Genomic DNA, 19,081 nt, shown 5'->3' on the forward strand with positions numbered 1-19,081 from the left:
TACCCGCGCCGATCACCTGATCGGAGACCGGACCCGGCCCGGCCACCGGTCGACGTCGCGCCGTACCCGACGGGCCCGCGCTTCAGGTGGTCGAAGCGGCGGCGTCGTACGCCCGGCGCGCCGCCTCGATCGCGCCCAGATGCTGGTCGGCCCAGTCCAGGAGGACGTCGATCGATGACGGGGCGTGGCCGCTCAGGCGACGCGCTCGGCGGGAGCGGGGTACGGCTCGCGAAGGGTGAACGCCTCCGGCGACGGGCCACGGCGCAGCAGTTCCAGCCGTTCGGCGGCCTCGGCGAGGGTCGGCAGGACGCCGGCGGGAATCCACCACAGCACGAGGTGGGGGCGGTCGAGCGGCAGGAACCACTCCCGCCGCCGACGCATCGGCTCCAGGTGCGCGGTCCGGTACACGAAGCCGCGCAGCGACTCGATCGACTGCCACACGGTCAGGTTCACGATGATGTCCGGTTCGAAGGGTCGCAGGGCGGTCGCGTCACCGGACTCGTCCTGCAGTCGCCACACGTAACCGGGCGAGCGCTCGGCCAGGTCGTTGACCTCGGGAAGCAGGGCCACGAAATCGGCAAGCTCGGGGCTGTCGAGAGGGGCGCGAAGCCGGGCGATGTTCAGTTGCGCCACGTGATGGTCGGCCATGCGACCAAGCCTACATTCTATGTCAATCCTGATTGTTTTTAGATCGGATCACGACGCAGCACCCGGTCGGCCCGGGGTCGAGCCGGACGTCCCAGCCACGGTCGCCGACCAGACCGTCGAGCAGTGCCAGGTTCAAACCGCAGACCAGCGCGGGGTACGCCTGGGCCAGAGCGTGGAACGGACAGTTACGCAGCCGGATCGTCTGGTCGACATCCTCGAACGGCTCGTAGCCGAGCGTCCCCAGTCGTTCGAACACCCCGCCACCGGCGAGCTTCGCGCCCAGCTCCCGCGCTGCCGAGTGGACCGCCGGTTCCACACCGGACCGCTCGACCGCACTCGCCAGCACATCGGCCAGCAGCCGATAGTCGCGCGGCGGCAGCGTCACCGCGTGTTCGGCCGCCGACCGCCGGTACAGCTTGGCCGGCCGTCCCGCACCCGGCCCGCCACTGCGCGACGCGTAGGACGTCTCCAGCAGTCCGGCCTCGGCCAGCTTGTCCAGATGGAAGGCCGCCAGGGTGCGGCCGACGCCCACCGCCTCGGCGACCTCGTTACGGCTCACCGGTTCCGCCTGTGTGACAACGTACTCGTACACCGCCCGGCGCACCGGCTCCCGCAGCGCCCCGACGGCCTCCAACGACATGCTGCCGACGCTACCCGCCCGATCACTGTCACCTGCCGAGGCTGCGGCGCCCGACCAGGTTCGCCGGTCCGGGCGGCGACACGGCCAACATGTCCGGGTACCGCACTAGTCTGCCGTCATGGCGAGCACTGAGCTGGATGAGTTGATCGTCGCGGACGCCGACGCCCTGCGTGCCTGGTTGTCGGTCAACCACGCCACGTCGCCCGGCGTCTGGCTCGCCCTCACCAAGAAGGGCGGCTCGGTCACCACCGTGACCTGGCAGCAGGCGGTCGACGAGGCCCTGTGTTTCGGTTGGATCGACGGGCAGGCCCGCAAACGGGATCACGAGACCTCCTGGATCCGGTACACCCCTCGCCGACCCCGCAGTTCCTGGTCCCAGCGCAACGTGGCCCACGTCGCCCGGCTGGAGGCGCAGGGGCGGATGCTGCCATCGGGCCGCGCCGCCGTGGAGGCCGCGAAGGCGGACGGCCGATGGGCGGCCGCGTACGCCCCACCGTCGGAAGCCGAGGTGCCGGACGACCTCCTCGCCGCCATCGCGGCCGAGCCCGCCGCCCAGGCCATGTTCGACGTGCTCACCAAGACCAACCGGTTCGCTCTCATCCACCGCCTCAACGCCGTGAAGCGAGCCCAGACCCGGGAACGAAAGATCGGCGAGTTCGTCGCCATGCTGGCCCGCCACGAGACGTTCTATCCGCAGAAAGCCCGGCCCCAGCCCACGCCGGACTGAACTTCCGCAAAAAATCTTGGCGTGCCTGTCGATCGGGGTGGGTCCTCTTCGTAGCTCTGGTGAGAGCCCGGCACCGAGCCGGACGAGACGCCTGCTGGAGGGCACGATGAGCACCACCACGAACACCACCCGCGCCACCCTGCCGGCCACCGGTGCGCTGATCGGAACCGGCGTTGTCGCGACGGCTGCCGCCAGCGTCGCCACGATGGCCGTCGCCGCCGCCGGCAACGCGGCCGGTGTCAGCCTCGACATCGGCGCAGCCCCGATCCCGGTCGCCGGCTTCAGTGTGCTGACCGCCTTCTTCTCGCTGATCGGCGTGGTCATCGCCGCGCTGCTGTCCCGCTTCGCCCGACGTCCGCGGCGCACCTTCGTCCGTACGACAGTGGTGCTGACCGTGCTGTCGCTGGTGCCGGATGTGATCGTCGACGCCGGCCCGGCCACCAAGGCGTTGCTGATGCTCACCCACCTGGTCGCGGCCGCGATCGTGATCCCCGCTGTCGCGCGCCGCCTGGCCGCCTGAGCCCACCCATCGAGTTACCGGAGGATCGTCATGAAGCAGTACCTGCTGTCCGTGCACTTCGTCGAGGGCGCGCCGGAGCCGTCCGACGAGGAGATGCAGACCATGTTCAGGGAGACCGGCCGGGTCAACGACGAGATGCAGGCCGCCGGCGCCTGGGTCTTCGGCGGAGGGCTCCGGTCGCCCGACAGCGCCACCGTCGTGCGGATCGAGAACGGCGCCACCACCATGAGCGACGGGCCGTTCGCCGAGACGAAGGAACACATCGCCGGCTTCTGGGTCATCAAGTGCGCCGACCTGGACGAGGCGCTCGCCTGGGCCGAGAAGTGCGCCGCGGCCTGCGGCCCGGTCGAGGTGCGCCCCTTCGACGACCTGTCCCAGGCCTGAACCGGAGCCGGTCACCCGACATGGACCTGGCGAACGTCTACCGCGCGGAGTACGGCCGCTGCGTCGCCACCCTGGCCCGCCTCCTCGGCGACATCCACCTCGCCGAGGAGGCGGTGCAGGACGCCTTCACCACGGCGCTGCAGAAGTGGCAGACGCTGCCGCCGAACCCCGGCGCCTGGATCGTGACCACCGCCCGGAACCGGGCCGTCGACCGGCTCCGCCGGGAGACCACCCGCGAGGCCCGGCACGCCGAAGCCCTGCTACTGCACCAACCGGACGAGCCCCAGGAGGTGGGACCGGTGCGGGACGACCAACTCCGACTCATTTTCACCTGCTGCCACCCGGCGCTCGCCCCCGACGCGCGTACCGCCCTCACGCTCCGGCTCCTCGGTGGCCTCGACGTGCCGGAGATCGCCCGGGCCTACCTGATCCAGGAGGCCACCGTCGCCCAGCGGATCGTGCGCGCCAAGAAGAAGATCCGCGACGCCGGCATCCCGTACCGGGTGCCCGCCGAACACGAACTGCCGGATCGGCTACCGCCCGTGCTCACCGTGCTCTACCTGATGTTCAACGAGGGCTACACGTCCACCGCGGGGCCGCTGATCAGGACGGACCTGTGCACCGAGGCGATCCGGCTCGCCCGCGAACTCGCCGCGTTGATGCCCGACGAACCCGAGGTGCTCGGCCTGCTCGCCCTGCTGCTGCTGACCGAGGCACGCCGCCCGGCCCGGCTCGGCCCGACCGGGGAACTCGTCCCGCTGGCCGATCAGGACCGGTCGTTGTGGGACCGGGATCTCATCGCCGAAGGCCACGACCTGGTCCGCCGCTGCCTGCGGCGCAACCGGCCCGGGCCGTACCAGATCCAGGCCGCGATCAGCGCGGTGCACACCGACGGCGCCGCCACCGACTGGCCACAGGTCCTGGCACTGTACGACCAACTGCTCGCGCTGGCACCGACGCCGATCGTCGCGCTCAACCGGGCGGTCGCGGTGGCGGAGGTACACGGCCCGGCGGTGGCCCTCGCCGCGTTGGCGGACATCGACCTACCCGGCTACCACCGGCTGCCCGCCACCCGCGCCGAACTGCTGGCCCGGCTCGGCCGCGACACGGAGGCCCGGGCCGCCTACCACGAGGCCATGGCACTGGCCACCAACCAGACCGAACGCGCCTTCCTGCAACGTCGGCACACCGAACTCACCCGGACGAGGAGAACCTCATGACCGTCACCTACACCTTCGACGTCTTCGCCAGCCTCGACGGCTACGGCACCCACAGCGGCGACTGGGGCGGCTACTGGGGCAAGCAGGGCCCCGAGCTGCTCGCGCACCGCCTCGCCGTGTACCGCGCGGAGCAGCGCATGGTCTTCGGCGCCGACACGTACCGGGTGTTCGCGCAGCTGCTGGCCGAGAGCACCGAGGAGTCCGAGGTACGCGACGCCTGGGTCACCCGGATGCGCAACCTCCCGGCGACGGTGGTGTCGAACACCCTCGAAGCTCCCCTTGACTGGCCGGACGCGACAATCGCGCGCGGCGACGCCGTCGACGTCGTCGCCCGGCTGAAGGAGGAGTCCGACATACCCCTGCGGTCGCACGGCAGCCTGTCGATGAACCGGGCGCTGATGGCCGCCGGCCTGGTCGACCGCGTCCAGGTGACCGTCTTCCCGGTGATCACGGGCCAGACCGGCACGGAACCCGTCTTCCAGGGCGCGGCCGACTTCGACCTGGAACTGCTCGAAAGCCGGACCCTCGACGGCCGCGCCCAGGAACTCATCTACCGCCCCACCCTGCACGTCTGACTCCGCCCGGCCCCTCGGTCACCGCCGCACGGGCACGGCTATCTGTCAGGGCTCTGTCAGGTATTCGTACGGCACGACGCCTTCCTGCTCGAATCAGGGACATCGCCTGGATCCGCGTGGGGGAAGGATTCACGTGCACCGCAGCGCAAATGTGGATGTGATCTCCGAGGAGCACAACGAGCAGGTCAGAAGGCTCGACCCGTTGCGGTTGGACAGCGAGCTTCGGATGTTGCCCAGGTTGAACAGGGCCGCCGATGTCGCCGCGTTGGCACGGGTGCTCGGCGCTGCGCTTCCCCCGGCGGAGAGCATCGCGGCCTTCACCACCGCGGAGTGTCTCGCCGCCATGCGTGATCTCGGCATGTATCTCGGCAGCCTGCAACGGCACGGGGTGTCCGCCTTCGACGCCGTGCCGGGCGCGACCAGGTCATTCCAACTGCTGGGCCAGCGTACCGGGATGATTCCGCGGGACACGGTGTACCACTACACGTCGTGGAATCCGACGGGTGAGCGGGAACGGCTCTACACGGGGCACCCGATGGAGCGCAGCCTGATCAACGCGGTACGCACCTGCGTGCCGAACCTCGCCCACGCGGTCGACGTCGGACGCTCGCTGATGCAGGAGGACCCGGCCGCGCCCGTCCACGCGGAGCGGATCGCGTCGCTCGCCGCGCACATCGCGGTGGCGGACACGGTCATGAGCGGTATCCAGGCGAGCGTCACCCCCGAGTTCTTCGCGCGGGTGCTCAGACCGTTCTACGAGGACGTCCGCGTCGCCGGCCACACCTACATGGGACCGGCGGCGGCCCACATTCCGATCTTTCTCATCGACCTGCTCCTGTGGGCCTCGGACCGAGGAAGTCCGGGATATCTGCAGTTCTGCCGTGAGGTGTCAGCGCAGACCCTGCCGCAGTGGCGGGAGCGGTACGCGGAGTGGGCGAACACGCCATCCATCACATCCCGCGTCGTCGCGGCCCTCGGCACCTCCGGCGCACGGTCCCCGGACGAGATCGTCGAGGCCAGTGCGAGGAGCCTGCGGCGAGCCCTGCAGACCCTCACGTCGTTCCGCGGAAAGCATCTGGTGATGGCGCGACGCGCCTATCAGGAGGAACTCCGACTGTATGAACTGGGCAGTGGCGGCGGGAGTGTGGGGCTCCTTGAGGAGATCCTCGCCCTGACAAGACAGAACCGCGCCCTGCTCAACGCCACCGCTGCGCAGCGGGTCCAACTGCCGTGACGTACCCGGAAGGTAGGACGCTGACGATGGAGATCACGATAGTGGGGGCCGGGGTCGCGGGGCTGGCCACCGCGCTCAGCCTGCACGCGGCGGGCTTCGACCGGGTCACGGTCTTCGAGGCGGAGCCGGATCTGCGTCCACACGGGCTCGGGCTCAACATTCTGCCCAACGCCGTGCGGGAACTCGCCGAACTCGGGCTGCTCGACGAGTTGCAGCAGCACGCGGTCCGCACCCGGGAACTGGCGATGTACAACACCCGTGGGGATCTCGTGTGGCGCGAGGATCGCGGCACTCAGGCGGGTTACCGATGGCCGCAGCTTTCGATCTCCCGTGCCCGGCTCGTGACGGTTCTGGCCGACGCGGTACGACGGCGCCTGGGTGACAGGGCCATCGTCGCCGACGCACGGCTCGTCGGCCTGCACAGCGAGCCAGGTCGGACGTACGGGACCTTCATGGACCGGGACGGCACCACGCGTACGGTCGACACCGGGCTTCTCATCGGCGCGGACGGCATTCACTCCGCTGTCCGGGCGACGTTCTACCCGGCCGAGGGACCGCCCCCGGCCAACGGCATGACGATGTACCGAGGGACCGCCTGGGGCCGCCACTTCCTGACGGGCAGCACGATGGCGGTGCTCGGTGACGACCGGCGGCGACTCGTGCTGTATCCCGTCGACAGGGACAACGCCACGAACAAGTCTCTGATCAACTGGGTCGCCGCCTTCCCTGACGACGAGGCCGACCCGTTGCCGCACGATCGCACGGACGCCGCCGACCGGCGCGCGGCCGTACTTCGCCAGTTCGGCAGCTGGGCGCCGCCGGGAGTGGACCTACCCCGCCTGCTCGACGACACGGCGGACGTCCAGCGGTACCCGATGATCGACAGAGACCCGATCCCGCGCTGGAGCTTCAACGACGTGACGCTTGTGGGCGACGCCGCCCACGCCATGTATCCGGCCGGGTCCAACGGGGCCACCCAGGCCATCGTCGACGCCCGGGTGTTGTCGTGGCACCTGGCGACTCACGCCGATCTGGGCAGCGCCCTGCGCGCCTACGAGGACGAACGCCGCCCGCAGATGACCGAGTTGCAGCACGCGAACCGCTCCCTGGGGCCCGAGAAGGTGATCACGCTCGCCCACCAGCGGGCACCGCACGGGTTCACGGATGTGCGGGAGGTCTTCAGCGAGGCGGAACTCGCGGAAATCTCCCGCAGCTATGCCCGGACCGGCAGGTTCGACCAGGACTGGGTCAACTCCCGACCGTCGCTGGGCGTAGCTCGGCAGCCCGGCAAGAGCGCGGGTACCAGCACGGCGGCGGCGGACCTCGCCGGGCGCAACGACGAGTCCAGGGCGGTGAAGGAGACCGGCTTCATCACCGCCGTCATCAGAGCCATTGAGCACGACCGCCCCGACGCCTACCTGGTGGACCGGTACGCCAAGCTGTTGAGCACCCCGGTGTCCCGGAAGATGACGGAGGCGGCGCTGGCCGCCGGCGGCACCGTCGGGTCCGTGATCGTCCGAGCCCGGTTCGGTGACATCGCGCTTCAAGCGGCGGCCGACGCTGGCATAACCCAGGTGGTCTGTCTGGCGGCCGGCAGTGACACCCGGGCATGGCGACTGGATCTTCCCTCGCGTACCCGGTTCTTCGAGGTCGACCTGCCGGGCCAGTTGGAGGCCAAGGAGCGGATGTTGGAGCCGGTCCGGGACCGGCTCCTCTGCCGTCGGACCTCCCTCGGCGCGGATCTTCGGCATGACACGTGGCCGCAGCAGTTGCGGGCAACCGGCTACGAACCAGACGAACCGACGGTCTGGATCATCGAGGGGCTGCTTCCCTACCTTGAGATCGAGGATTTCACCCGGCTGATCGGGACCGTGCGGAAGATGTCGACGCGCGGTTCGGTACTGCTTGTCGACGCGCCGCACACCGACTACTACACCGATCCGGCCAACGAGACGTTTCTGGCCTTCATGACGTCACGGGGATCCGCCTTCCAACTCGGCTTCGACGACCTCGGCGACTTCCTGCGCCACCAGGGCTGGACGGCGGAGGCATACACGCTGCGGCAGCTCTACGCGGGCGAGTGCTCGTGGCTGCCCGCGCCGCCCGAGCGCCTCTGCCCGCCCCGTGACCATCACTGGGTTGCTCGCGCCCAGCTCGACTGAGCAGCCTCACCCCGACCGACCTCAACGCCCAACCGATGACGGCACTCCCCTGGCCGCACCGAGCACGACCGCGGCCTCGCGGAACGGTGCGGTCGGCAGTTCCGCGATGCCGCCACCGATCTGGCCGACGCCGGGCCGTCGGTGCACGATGCCGGTGTTTACCGACGGACCAAAGCCGGCACGCGCCACCCGATGCACATCGATGCCGGTGGCGACGCCCCGGAAATCGTCGCCGGCCAGCCTGAACCGGTCCCCCGGCGCGGCGGTGATCTCGCGCATCCGGGCGGTGTGCCGCGCGACACTCGCCGCCGACCAACCAAGCTGCGCGGCGACCACGGGGCTGGCGGCAAGCGCCACGGCGCCGAGACCCACGACCTCCATGACGAAGGAGTCACCCGCGATCGGGTGGGCGTCCGCCGGGCGGTACCCGTCGAAGAGCACGACCTCGCCCACCGGCGCCTCGGTGACGAACCACCGGTCGCCGGTACCGCTGACCCGGACGCCGAACTCGTTCCCGTTGGAGGCCAGCGCGGTCACGATCGGACTGCGGTCATGGCCGTGTGCGGTGTCGGCGAGCAGGCGAGCCGCGGGTGTGGCGAACGCCCCGAACAGGTGCAGGTTGGCGCGGCACCACCGGGCCACGCGGGACACGTCCGGGCCGGACAGCTGGCGACCCAGCAGGGTGGCGAAGACCTGGGTCAGTAGCAGGGAGCTACCCGCTACGGTGCGGGCATGGCACTCGTCGCCACGGCGCAGGGACTCGGCCATGATGCGGGTCACGTTGATCGGTGTCAGCCGGGCGACCTGGTCGAGCACTGGTACGACGACCTGGCCGATCCACCGGATCTGGTCGAGCACCTGCTGCTCGTGACAGCCGAAGCGCAGGCACGCGCCAGCGCCGTTCTCCAGCGGACCGAACGCCTGCCGCCCGTCGGCGTCCGCCACGACCACGACCGGCATGGACGGCGACAGCACCCCCGTCATCGGCACCACGGCACCCACATCGACCGACGGCAGCAGCCGCACCTCGCGGCGGTCGATCAGCCGCTCGGCGGCGGCGGGGCTGTCGGCCTCTTCTTCGAGAAGCAGTGCGCCCACGATGGCCGACCGCATCGGTGCCGGCGCGTCGGCGATGTCCAGCGGCGGACCGGGGTGCAGGAAGGTGCGGCGATCCAGCTCGGCGCAGACGGCGCCGGCGAGGTGCGCTCCGGCCAGGTTGACCTGCACGCTCTCCCAGCCGGGGAACGGCTGCTCCGGGCCGTGGTCAGCGGGTGGGCCGGGCATGGCCGTCCTCCTGCGAAACCGCGGTGACCTCCGCTGCGTCGAGCGGCGGCACGACCGGACCGGCCAGCAGAGCCGCCACGTCACTGCGACGGATCAGCGCGCGGCCCAGCATGGCCAGGTCCTGTTCGTCGATGCCGTGTTCCCGCATGAGGGCCCGCGCCGGTTCCGTGATCACCAGGGCAGCGGGCACGACCCGTGGGGCTTGCGGCGTACGGTCGGCCTCCTCGCGGTCCGGGCCGGCAACCGGCGGCGGCGCCTGCGACGGCGGCGTCAGTACCGCCACGACCTGACCCGGCCGGCAGTCGGCGCCGGCCGGCAGTCGGCGGCTCAGCACCCCGGTGTGCTCGGACACCAGGTCCTCCAGGGCCTTCGACGTCTCGACCGTCGCCACCGTCGCGCCGCTCTGCACCGTCGCGCCGTCGTCGACCAACCATTCGACCAGCACGTACGAGGCATCGTTGGTGTTGAGCCGGGGGATTCGGATGTCAGCCATTGACCAGCTCCTTGACGGCGTGCCGGATCGTGCCGCTCTGCACCAGCACCTGTCGTTCCAGGTGGGCTGCGGCGGGAATGATGCTGTCGAGCGAGTGGATCAGGCGGATCGGTGCGGCCAGGGTGCCCCACAGGGATGGATGCAGAGCCGCTGCGACCTCGGCGCCCCACGTGCCGCCGGCGGTGCTCTCCTCGATCACCGCCACCCGCCGCGCCGGCCCCGTCAAGCTCAGCAGGGGCGCCCGGTCCACCGGGTAGAGCCGGGACACGACAAGCAGCTCGGCCACGATCTCGTCGTGCAGAAGCAGCTCACGCAGCGCCTCGACGGCGCGGTGCACCAGCGCGCCGGAGGTGATGAGCACGCAGTCCGGCGGTACCGGGTCGTGCAGGCGGATCCGGGCCACGCCGTCGGTGAGCTCGTAGCCGAAGAGGTCGTCCACCATGCCGCCGGTGAACATGCGTTCGCCGTAGAGGACCTTGCCCTCGAACAGCACGGCGGGCACCCCGTCATCGAGCATCCGGGTGAGCAGCGTGTGGTTGTCGTGCAACGGCGACACCTCGTAGAGCGCCAGCCCGGGTACGCCGACGAGATGTTTCTGCGGGGTCTGGCTGTGGGTCGGCCCGTACCCGCGATTCCCACCGGTCGGGCAACGCACCACCAGGCGCAGGGGCAGGCGACGGCCGTACATGGCGGTCGACTTGCTGGCGAAGTTGACCAACTGGTCGAAGGCGAGCGTGACGAAGTCGGCGAACATGATCTCCGCGATGGCGGTGTCGCCGGCCAGGGCCAGCCCGCTGGCGACACCCACCAGAGCACCCTCGCTGATCGGTGTGTTGCGGACCCGGTGGGGATACCGGGTGGAGAGCCCCCGGGTGACTTTGAAGGCGCCACCGTACGGATCGCAGACGTCCTCGCCGAGCAGCATGGCCCGCTCGTCCTCGGCGAACAGCCGGTGCAACGCGGTATTGAGATCGCCGGCCACCCGGGGGGCGGTCACCGTGGGCTCCACGCCGTCAGCGGCCGGGCCAGCACCTCGGCGACGATCCGTTCGACCCGCCGCGACTGCTCCGCGTCGATTCGATCGAACTGCTCAGGGTGCCCGGCCGCGTATCCGGCCGCCCAGTCCGCCGCGCGGACCGCACGCAACTCGGCCGGCGAGCGGGAGTCGTCGCCCTTGCTGTGCGGGCCGAGGCGATGGGTGACGAACTCGACGACGAACGGCCGTGACGCGTGGCGCACCTGCTCCACCAGCGGCCGCAGGGCCGCTCGCAGCCGGTTCACGTCGGTGTCGGTGAACCGCTCGTACGCGATGCCGAAGGCCGCCGCCCGGCCACCGATGTCGCCCGCCATCTGCTGCGCGGTCGGCGTCGACTGGGCGATGCCGTTGTTCTCCGTGACGACGAGCAGCGGCAGCTCCCACCGGGCGGCGATGTTCAGAGCTTCGTAGACCACACCCTCGCCCCAGGTGCCGTCACCGGTGTAGACGCAGGCGAGCGCTCCCGGGGTGGACCGCTTGAGGTGCAACGCCACGCCCGTGGCCACCGGCAGGCTCTGCCCCTGCACGCCGGTGGAGAGGAACCGTTCGCGGAGCAGGTGCTGGCTGCCGCCGACACCGCCGCAGACAGCACCGGCGCGACCGAGCAACTCGGCGAGCAGGCCCTCGGGGTCCGCGTATCTGGCCAGGTAGTGGCCGTGGCCCCGGTGGTTGCTGAAGATGTGGTCGTCGTCGCGCAGCAGGGGCGTCAGCGCCACGGGTACGTACTCCTGCCCGAGACAGGTGTGTGTCGTGCCGTGCAGGAATCCCTGCTCGAAGAGTTTGAGCAGGCTTTTCTCGAAGTGCCGAATGAGCAGCATGGCGGACAGGTCCGCGTCCGACAGTCGGCTGCGCGACGGTGGGCCGGCGCCCTCGTCGAGCACCGCGGTGGTATTGCGCGACCGAGCATGGTTGATCATGCGCCTTCGTTCCCCCGTCGGCGTGAAAGCGATCTGGCAAAGCGCGCGCGACGTCCGATGATAGCGGCTGGATTCGTAAAGTGTCGCCGGCCGCAGTGCGGACCGGCCGGCGCGCGGGCTCCCGGACGACAATAGCCATCCCGTCAAGGCAGCGGGATGGTCCACTATGGTTTTCCGTGGTCCCGGGCCGTTGTCGAGATAGGCGCTTCTCACTGCGCGGGATGCTGGTTGACGACCCGGCGCTAGCCACGGTTCCATCATCGAGGCGTCACGACCGACTGTCACGGCGTCACACCGGAGGCTCAACAGAGACAGGTGGCCACCTTCTTCAGGCGACACCACACCGGTCGTTCAACGGGGGATTCAAATAGCACACATCGCGTACGCCCATGCCGTCGCACCACAATTGGCGACCGCATCGAGGGCTTGGTCAGCAACTGCGCAGAAGTGACGTCAGGTGCGTTGACGCGTGCCCTGACGACAATGTTGTGCGAACTGAACTGACGCTAAGTTAACAATTCGCGTCGTCGGTCGCCACGACACGGGAATGACACCGCGACCGCCGTCGGGAACGGCCTGCCGCCGTCTGGTTCTGCCATATTCGTGCCGGCTGGTGGGGTGTGCCGTGCGCCTCGACCGCGGGACAGGAGCACTCGATGAGTCGGTCCACCATCCGTACGCGATGGCGTACGCCGTGACGGCCGCCCAGCTGAATTTCGGCTTCAAGGTCGCACAGCAGCTCATCAGCTGGTCGCAACTGCAACGGCTCTGGTCCGCCGCCGACGCCGACGGCGAATGGCGGGACGCCTGGCTCTACGACCACTTCCAGCCGGTGAACGCCGCGCCCGACGGCAGCTGCCTGGAAGCGTGGACCCTGCTGGCCGCCTTGGCGACCCAGACCGCACGACTACGGATCGGCGTCCTCGTCACCGGGAACGTCTACCGGCATCCCGCCGTGCTGGCGCACATGCTCGCCACCGTCGACCACGTCTCCGCCGGGCGGGTCGAGTTCGGCTTCGGTGCGGGCTGGCACGCCGAGGAATGCCGGCGGCTCGGCATACCCCTGCCCGCTCCGGCGGAACGGCTCGCCCGTTGGGACGAGGCATGCACCGTCGTGCACCGGCTCTGCACCGAGGACACCGTCCACTTCGCCGGCCGGTACTACCAGGTGGAGGGCGCCGGTCTCAATCCGCGCCCGAGCACCCGGCCCCGCTTCGTCCTCGGGGCCTCCGGACCGCGCGCCCTGAAGGTCGTGGCCCGGCACGCAGACGTCTGGAACGTGGCCGACGGCCAGGTCAGCACCCTGCGTCGGGGCCGGGACGTCCTGGCCAAGCACTGTGTCGACAGCGGACGCGACCCTGCCGAGATCACACTGTCGGCGCAACTGCACGTGGCCGCCGGGGACCTGCTCGCGGCCCGGTTCTGGACGGCGCGGCTGGTGGCCGCCGGGGCCCGGCACGTCGTGTTCAGTCTGCCGCCCGACGCGTCGCCGACGCTGTTGCGCCGGCTGGTGACCGAGGTCATCACCCCGGTACGAGACGAGTGGCACGCGAAATCCCGTCCCGACCCGTCGGAGGTGGCACCATGACGACCCGCACCGCGGTGCCGCCCCGGGTGCGCCGCGCCCTCGCCCGCACGTCCGAGCACGGCTTCCACGGCGCCTGCGAAGACCCGGTGGGTCCGCTGCTGGCGACGTTGGCGGCAGCGGTCCCGCCCAACGGTCGGATCCTGGAACTGGGCACCGGTACGGGGGTCGGCACCGCGTGGCTGGCCGAAGGGATCGACCGGCGCGACGACGCCCGGCTGGAGACGGTCGAGCTGGACGAGTCCCTGGCCGCAGCCGTGCGCGCCGACGACTGGCCGACGAACGTCGTGATCCACACGGGTGACGCCGAGGCGTTGCTGCCCACGCTGGGCCGGTTCGACCTCGTCTTCGCCGACGCCGTCGCCGGCAAGTGGACCGGCCTCGACCTGACGATCGACGCGCTGGCGCCCGGCGGGTTGCTCGTCGTCGACGACATGGACCTGGGGCGCTACACCGACCCCGAACACCGCGCCGCGGTGCTGCGGGTGGAACGGACGCTGACCGACGACCCCCGGCTCGTCACAGCGCCGATCCCGGCCGGCACCGGCCTGATCATCAGCACCCGACGACCTGACCTTCCGCACGACAGCCGAGATGAGGAGACCCCATGACCACGGCCGTCGCCCCGGCCAGGAGCGCCGAACCGGCCGCGCCGGACCCGGTCGCCATGTTCGCCAGCATGGTGCTGATCCGGGTGTTCGAGGAGCGGATGATGGAGCTGCGCACCGCCGGTGAGGTGATCGGGCCGGTGCATCCGTACGTCGGCCAGGAGGCCATCGCCGTCGGGGTGTGCGCGGCACTGACCCAGGCGGACTCCCTGGTCAGCCACTACCGGGGGCACGGGCACGCGATCGCCCGCGGGGTGGACCTCGACGCCCTCACCGCCGAGCTGTTCGGCCGAGCCGCCGGGCTGTGTGGCGGTAAGGCAGCCGCGCTGATCAGTGACAGCCGGACCAATCTGCTGATGTCCAGCGGCATCGTCGGCGCCGGCGTACCCGTCGCCGCCGGCGCCGCCATGGCCGCCCAGGTACGCGGTGAGCCGGCGGTCAGCGTCGCGTTCATCGGTGACGGCGCCCTGGGCAGCGGCGCGGTGCACGAGACCCTCACCATCGCCGCCGTGCAACGGCTGCCGCTGGTGCTGGTCTGCGAGCACAACGGGTACCAGGCCGGCAACCGCACCGAGGAGGTCTATCCCGAGGTGTCACTGCTACGCCTGGCCGAGGCACACCGGGTCCGCGCGGTGGGGATCGACGGCAACGACGTGGCCGCGGTCGCGACGGCGGCCCACGATGCCGTGCGACTCGCCCGGGGCGGCGGGGGCCCGACGTTCATCGAGGCGCGGACCTACCTGACCCGGTTCCACCTGCAGTTCGAGCGCCCTTCGCCGGAGGTGCGGCCATCGGACGAGATGGCGGCGTGGCGGGCGCGGGATCCGATCGACACCGCACGACAGAGCCCACCCCTGCGGGACCGGCTGTCGGACGCGGACGTCGAGGCCATCTGGGAGCGGGCCCGCGAGCGGGTCGAGCGCGCCGTCGAAACCGCCCGCAGCTCCCCATGGCCGGCACCGGAGGAAGCGGCGACGCATGTCTGGGCGGAGGAACCGTGAACGAAGTCGGTCTGCTGGATCTCGTCCTCGAAGAGGAGTTCACCCGGGATCCGAACCTGGTGTTCCTGGCCACCAACTCACCGGCGTCGCTGCGCCGACGATTCGGCTCGGACCGGGTGCGCATCTGCGCGATCTCCGAACAGGCGATGACCGGCATGGCGGTCGGCGCGGCAATGAGCGGCCTGCGGCCGATCGTCGACCTGAACCGGGCCTCGTTCGCCATGCTGGTGATGGACCAACTGGTCAACCACGCCGGCCGGATGCACTATCTCTCCGGCGGCCAGTACCGGGTGCCGATGATCGTGACGTCGGCGACCCGCGGGCGGCAGCAGCTCGGCCCGCAGAACGAACAGTGTCCGTACGGCATCTTCATGCAGACACCGGGTCTCGCCGTGGTCGTACCCGGCTCGTTGCGGGACGCGTGCGCGTTGCTCCGCGGCGCGACGCGGTGGCCCGGCCCGGTCCTGTACTTCGTCGCACCGGAGCTGAACCGTCAGCGGGGGCTGAGTGCCGCGCTCGCCGCCGCTCCGCTGCGCTTCGGCGAGGCCGCGCACCTGCGTCACGGCGACGCGGCCACGATCGTGGCGATCGGTGGCGCCGTCAAGGTCGCGTCGGACGCGGCCGACGCGCTCGCCGCCGACGGCGTGCACTGTGACGTCCTCGACCCCCGCACGCTGGTCCCGCTGGACACCGCGGCGTTGGCCGCATCGGTCCGCCGTACCGGGCGACTGGTCTTCGTCGACGACGGCCCGCGCTCCGGTGCGCCCGCGCAGGTCCTGTCCCGGCTGCTCGACGAGCCCGGGGTGGCGGCTGCGGCCGGTGGGCGGATCGGGTTCGTGTGCCAGCCCGACGTTCCGGTGCCGTCCGCTCCCCCACTGGAAGAGACGATGTGGCCGACCGAGGGACGCATTCGCGCCGAGGTACAGCGGGTGCTGGGCGAGCCGGAATGACCGAGGCCCTGCGTACGCTGGCAACTCCACCGCCAGCGTCCCGCGTCGTATCCGCGCAGCCTCCCCTGCGCAGTCTGCTGCGGCACTCGGCGTTCGCGGTGCAGCGTCAGGCGGACGAGTTGGCCGCCACCGGCCGGGACGTCATCCACCTCGAACTCGGCGAGCCCGACCTGCCGACGGCGGCCCACATCGTGTCGGCGATGGTCAGCAGCGCGCGGGACGGTTGGACGCACTACACGGCCCCGGCCGGTGACCCGGAGATACGCCAGCACCTCGCCGGACACTACGCGCGACTGCTGCGGATGCCGGTGGCCGCCGAGCAGGTGCTGCTCGTGCCCGGCAGCAACATGGTCCTGCACTTCGCCCTGCTGACCCTCGTCGCTCCCGGCGACGAGGTGCTGCTGCCGGATCCAGGCTTTCCGGTCTACGCCGAGCTGGTGCGGCTCGCCGGCGGGGTGCCCGTCAGTTATCCGCTCCGCGGTACGGCCGGCTTCGCCCCCGACATCGCTGAACTGGCCGCCCGGGTCACCGCCCGGACCCGCCTGCTGGTGGTCAACTCACCACACAATCCCACCGGAGCCGTCCTGCTCCCGGAGACCGCCCGGGAGCTGACGGACCTCGTCCGGCGGCACTCCTTCTACGTGCTGCGCGACGAGGCGTACCGGGGGTTGAACTGGACCGGTGTGGACACCGACGCGGTGCTGGCCGAGCTGCCGCCGGAACGCGTCATCGTCTCGGAGACACTGTCGAAGAGTCATGCCATGTGCGGCTGGCGGGCCGGGATCATGGTGGCTCCCCCACACCTCGCCGCCGACTTCACGGTCCTGATGACCAACACGAACTGCTGTATGCCGGCCTTCGTCCAGCGGGCGCTGCCCGCAGCGCTGACCGCGCCCGAGACGGCAGCCTGGTCGGCGAGGTACGCCGCCGAGTACCGCGCCCGTCGTGACCTCACCGTCACCCGGCTACTCGACATGCCCTCGGTGCGACTCACCCCGCCGATGGGCGCCTTCTACGCGTTCCCCGACATCAGCGACACGGGCCTGCCGGACGTGGTCTTCGCGCAGCGGCTGCTCGCCGAGACGGGAGTCGCCGTCATGCCGGGCAGCAGCTACGGCCGGCACGGCAGGGGCCATGTCCGGCTGTCGTTCACCCAGCCACCGGACCGCCTGACGGACGCGCTCGACCGGATGCACCGGTTCCTGGCGGAACTGGCGTGACGCCCGGGCCACGGCCGTTCCCCCGGTCGTGGCCCGAAGTTCTTCAGCGACCGTCGTCTGCGGCAACCCAGGCCGCGCGACGAACCGCAGGATCGACCGAGAGCCGATCGGTGGGGCCGTCGGCCCGCCGTCCCGTTCCCTCGGCGAGCACCGGGCACTTCTCCCACGCCAGCCGGTCGTCCGGATCGTCCGGCCCGTGGGCGCACCGGACGTAGCGGGACGGTGCGCGAACATCCGTCCGCTCGCCGAGCGCGGCGACGAACGCCTCGTGCAGGTCGCCGAGGTCGGCGACGAACGCCGCCCTGGGGTCGCCGTCGGGTGGCCCGGCCAGATAACCGACCAACCCGGAGCCGGTCAGGGCCCGGTCCTCGTCCAGGAAGACCCCACCCACGGTGGCGCCGGGCAGCAGATCGCGCCACAGCGCGCGAGTGCCGGCCAGATCGACCCATCCGTCGGGGCCACGCACCCAGTCCGGGCCGCGCACGACCGACGGCACCCCGATGACCTCGGAGGTCAGCTCTGCGGTGAGGTCGTCGGTCGCCGCTGCGATCACCACCCGTTCGATGCCGTGCAGCAGTGCGACGACGTCCTCCGTCGGCACGTACGCGGTGTCACAGAGCATCGACAGCCGGGTCGCCGCGCCAGCGGTGGCCACGGTCAGGAACACCCGGGCATCCATCAGGTCCCAACCGCCGGCCGGCTCGATCCTCGTGCCGGCGGCCAGCCGGCGTATCGTCCGCTCGTCCGCCGGGTCGGTCGGCACGGCGGACGCGACGCCGTCGCGTACGTCGTTGAAGTAGACGCCGATGCCGAGGACCGCGCCACGCGCGAGGTGCTCGGCGGCCCTCATCCGCCAGGCCGCCTCGGGGTCGTAGTAACCGAACCGGTACGCGCCCACGCCCGCCAGGAAGGTCCGCCGGACGATCCGCGCGAAGGAGTCCTCAGCCAGATCGACCCGGACGATGCCGTCTCCGGCGACCGTGGCGACCAGCCGTTCCCGCTCCGCGTCGCGGTTGGCGCAGATGAGCTGCACCGGCACGACGTCATGGCCGGTGTACCGGCCCAACACGAGAGCCTGCGCCGCCAACAACACCGCCGACGAGGTGACCCGCAGGCGTACGGCGGCAGCCGCGGCGGCGGCGGTGACCGCCTCGCTGTACATGATCGTCCGGCGGAATCGGGGGGACCCGGTGTCGTGGGTGCGGTAGTCGAAGATGGAGGCGGGAATGTTCCGGAGCGTACGGGCCCAGTGCCGCAGGGCTGTCTCGCTCGTGGCGTGCCCCGCCTCGGACCGCTCGTACGCGGCCTGGTCGACGGGCTGGCGTTCGGGAAGCGGCGGCCGTCGCCCGGCCAACAGCGCCGCGAGATCCGCCATGACCAGCTCGGCACCGGTGTGGTCGACGGCCAGATGACTGAACACCACCGCCACGAACCGTGGTCGGTCAGCCTCGGTCAGCACCGCGATCCGTACCGGCCACTCGTGCACCGGCAACACGAGGCCGGCGAGTTGGTACATCCGTGTCCAGGCGGCCGCGTCCGCCGAGGCGTGCCCGGCGGTGGACAACGGCTCCACCGCGACCGGCAGCTCGCCGGAGCCCTGCACCGTCTGCCGCAGGGTCGAGTCTGCGAACTCGAACACGGTTCGCAGCGTCTCGTGCCGGCGAAGCAGTTCACCGAGTGCGTCGGCGACATCGGTCAGACCGCACCGCTGCGGCACCGGCAGAACCCGCCCCGCGTTGAAGTACGGATCGTGCTCCCCCATGAACTGGATGCAGGACCAGATGGCCCGTTGTCCCCAGGTCGCTTCCGCCTCGACGGTCCGTTCGTCCGTCACCCGGACGAGAAGGGAGTTCGGCATCTTGTCGTCCCCCCGTGCG

The 19,081-nt window shown here is 70.8% G+C and carries 19 protein-coding genes; 12 read left to right on the forward strand and 7 right to left on the reverse strand.

What is annotated here, in order from left to right:
• Positions 1–192 precede the first annotated feature (192 nt).
• Both ACN26Z_RS20170 and ACN26Z_RS20175 read right to left on the reverse strand, forming a co-directional pair.
• Positions 193–648, reverse strand: coding sequence for a DUF3291 domain-containing protein (locus ACN26Z_RS20170; protein WP_093408939.1), 456 nt, complete (start codon positions 646–648; stop codon positions 193–195).
• Between the two features lie 22 nt (positions 649–670).
• Complete coding sequence (locus ACN26Z_RS20175; protein WP_093408941.1) at positions 671–1,288, reverse strand: helix-turn-helix transcriptional regulator; 618 nt, start codon at positions 1,286–1,288, stop codon at positions 671–673.
• Between the two features lie 118 nt (positions 1,289–1,406).
• On the opposite strand from ACN26Z_RS20175, the gene ACN26Z_RS20180 reads away from it, so the two are divergent.
• The 7 genes from ACN26Z_RS20180 (at position 1,407) to ACN26Z_RS20210 (ending at position 8,110) form a co-directional block, all read left to right on the forward strand.
• Positions 1,407–2,015 carry a YdeI/OmpD-associated family protein gene (locus ACN26Z_RS20180; protein ID WP_093408944.1) on the forward strand — a complete coding sequence of 203 codons (609 nt, stop codon included), beginning with the start codon at positions 1,407–1,409 and terminating at the stop codon, positions 2,013–2,015.
• Positions 2,016–2,121: 106 nt separating this feature from the next.
• The gene (locus tag ACN26Z_RS20185; protein ID WP_093408946.1) at positions 2,122–2,535 is read left to right on the forward strand and encodes a DUF6069 family protein; all 414 of its coding nucleotides are present in this window, start codon (positions 2,122–2,124) and stop codon (positions 2,533–2,535) included.
• A gap of 30 nt (positions 2,536–2,565) precedes the next feature.
• Entirely contained in the window at positions 2,566–2,919 is a 354-nt protein-coding gene (locus ACN26Z_RS20190) for a YciI family protein (protein ID WP_282237932.1), read from the forward strand.
• Between the two features lie 20 nt (positions 2,920–2,939).
• The gene (locus tag ACN26Z_RS20195) at positions 2,940–4,139 is read left to right on the forward strand and encodes an RNA polymerase sigma factor (RefSeq protein WP_396885607.1); all 1,200 of its coding nucleotides are present in this window, start codon (positions 2,940–2,942) and stop codon (positions 4,137–4,139) included.
• Positions 4,136–4,714 (forward strand): dihydrofolate reductase family protein, encoded by a 579-nt coding sequence (locus tag ACN26Z_RS20200; protein WP_396885608.1) that lies wholly within the window; start codon positions 4,136–4,138, stop codon positions 4,712–4,714. Before ACN26Z_RS20195 ends, ACN26Z_RS20200 begins: the two co-directional genes overlap by 4 nt.
• 133 nt (positions 4,715–4,847) lie before the next feature.
• The gene (locus ACN26Z_RS20205) at positions 4,848–5,948 is read left to right on the forward strand and encodes a monodechloroaminopyrrolnitrin synthase PrnB family protein (protein WP_139233220.1); all 1,101 of its coding nucleotides are present in this window, start codon (positions 4,848–4,850) and stop codon (positions 5,946–5,948) included.
• Positions 5,949–5,974: 26 nt separating this feature from the next.
• The gene (locus tag ACN26Z_RS20210) at positions 5,975–8,110 is read left to right on the forward strand and encodes an SAM-dependent methyltransferase (RefSeq protein WP_396885609.1); all 2,136 of its coding nucleotides are present in this window, start codon (positions 5,975–5,977) and stop codon (positions 8,108–8,110) included.
• A gap of 21 nt (positions 8,111–8,131) precedes the next feature.
• Here ACN26Z_RS20210 and ACN26Z_RS20215 read toward each other — a convergent pair whose 3' ends face one another.
• Genes ACN26Z_RS20215 through ACN26Z_RS20230 form a run of 4 tightly spaced genes read right to left on the reverse strand, consistent with a single transcriptional unit; the run spans position 8,132 to position 11,840 of the window.
• Positions 8,132–9,394, reverse strand: coding sequence for a DUF1116 domain-containing protein (locus ACN26Z_RS20215; RefSeq protein WP_421462833.1), 1,263 nt, complete (start codon positions 9,392–9,394; stop codon positions 8,132–8,134).
• Positions 9,375–9,887, reverse strand: coding sequence for a biotin/lipoyl-containing protein (locus ACN26Z_RS20220; protein ID WP_093408964.1), 513 nt, complete (start codon positions 9,885–9,887; stop codon positions 9,375–9,377). The genes ACN26Z_RS20215 and ACN26Z_RS20220 overlap by 20 nt, the downstream gene beginning before the upstream one ends.
• Complete coding sequence (locus ACN26Z_RS20225; protein ID WP_232511396.1) at positions 9,880–10,884, reverse strand: alpha-ketoacid dehydrogenase subunit beta; 1,005 nt, start codon at positions 10,882–10,884, stop codon at positions 9,880–9,882. The genes ACN26Z_RS20220 and ACN26Z_RS20225 overlap by 8 nt, the downstream gene beginning before the upstream one ends.
• Positions 10,881–11,840 (reverse strand): thiamine pyrophosphate-dependent dehydrogenase E1 component subunit alpha, encoded by a 960-nt coding sequence (locus ACN26Z_RS20230; protein ID WP_093408969.1) that lies wholly within the window; start codon positions 11,838–11,840, stop codon positions 10,881–10,883. The genes ACN26Z_RS20225 and ACN26Z_RS20230 overlap by 4 nt, the downstream gene beginning before the upstream one ends.
• Before the next feature lie 682 nt (positions 11,841–12,522).
• Here ACN26Z_RS20230 and ACN26Z_RS20235 point away from each other — a divergent pair.
• The 5 genes from ACN26Z_RS20235 to ACN26Z_RS20255 are packed head-to-tail and all read left to right on the forward strand — an operon-like array spanning position 12,523 to position 17,204.
• Entirely contained in the window at positions 12,523–13,428 is a 906-nt protein-coding gene (locus ACN26Z_RS20235) for an LLM class flavin-dependent oxidoreductase (RefSeq protein ID WP_396885613.1), read from the forward strand.
• Positions 13,425–14,036 (forward strand): O-methyltransferase, encoded by a 612-nt coding sequence (locus tag ACN26Z_RS20240; protein ID WP_421462836.1) that lies wholly within the window; start codon positions 13,425–13,427, stop codon positions 14,034–14,036. The genes ACN26Z_RS20235 and ACN26Z_RS20240 overlap by 4 nt, the downstream gene beginning before the upstream one ends.
• Positions 14,033–15,034 carry a thiamine pyrophosphate-dependent dehydrogenase E1 component subunit alpha gene (locus tag ACN26Z_RS20245; RefSeq protein WP_093408977.1) on the forward strand — a complete coding sequence of 334 codons (1,002 nt, stop codon included), beginning with the start codon at positions 14,033–14,035 and terminating at the stop codon, positions 15,032–15,034. The genes ACN26Z_RS20240 and ACN26Z_RS20245 overlap by 4 nt, the downstream gene beginning before the upstream one ends.
• A complete protein-coding gene (locus tag ACN26Z_RS20250; RefSeq protein WP_396885614.1) occupies positions 15,031–15,984 on the forward strand; it encodes an alpha-ketoacid dehydrogenase subunit beta in 954 nt (317 codons plus the stop codon). Before ACN26Z_RS20245 ends, ACN26Z_RS20250 begins: the two co-directional genes overlap by 4 nt.
• Positions 15,981–17,204, forward strand: coding sequence for a pyridoxal phosphate-dependent aminotransferase (locus ACN26Z_RS20255; protein WP_421462838.1), 1,224 nt, complete (start codon positions 15,981–15,983; stop codon positions 17,202–17,204). Before ACN26Z_RS20250 ends, ACN26Z_RS20255 begins: the two co-directional genes overlap by 4 nt.
• Positions 17,205–17,247: 43 nt before the next feature.
• Here ACN26Z_RS20255 and ACN26Z_RS20260 read toward each other — a convergent pair whose 3' ends face one another.
• Positions 17,248–19,062 carry a condensation domain-containing protein gene (locus ACN26Z_RS20260; protein ID WP_421462840.1) on the reverse strand — a complete coding sequence of 605 codons (1,815 nt, stop codon included), beginning with the start codon at positions 19,060–19,062 and terminating at the stop codon, positions 17,248–17,250.
• Positions 19,063–19,081 lie beyond the last annotated feature (19 nt).

The organism is Verrucosispora sp. WMMD703 (assembly GCF_049178935.1).
Taxonomy (GTDB): Bacteria; Actinomycetota; Actinomycetes; order Mycobacteriales; family Micromonosporaceae; genus Micromonospora; species Micromonospora sediminimaris.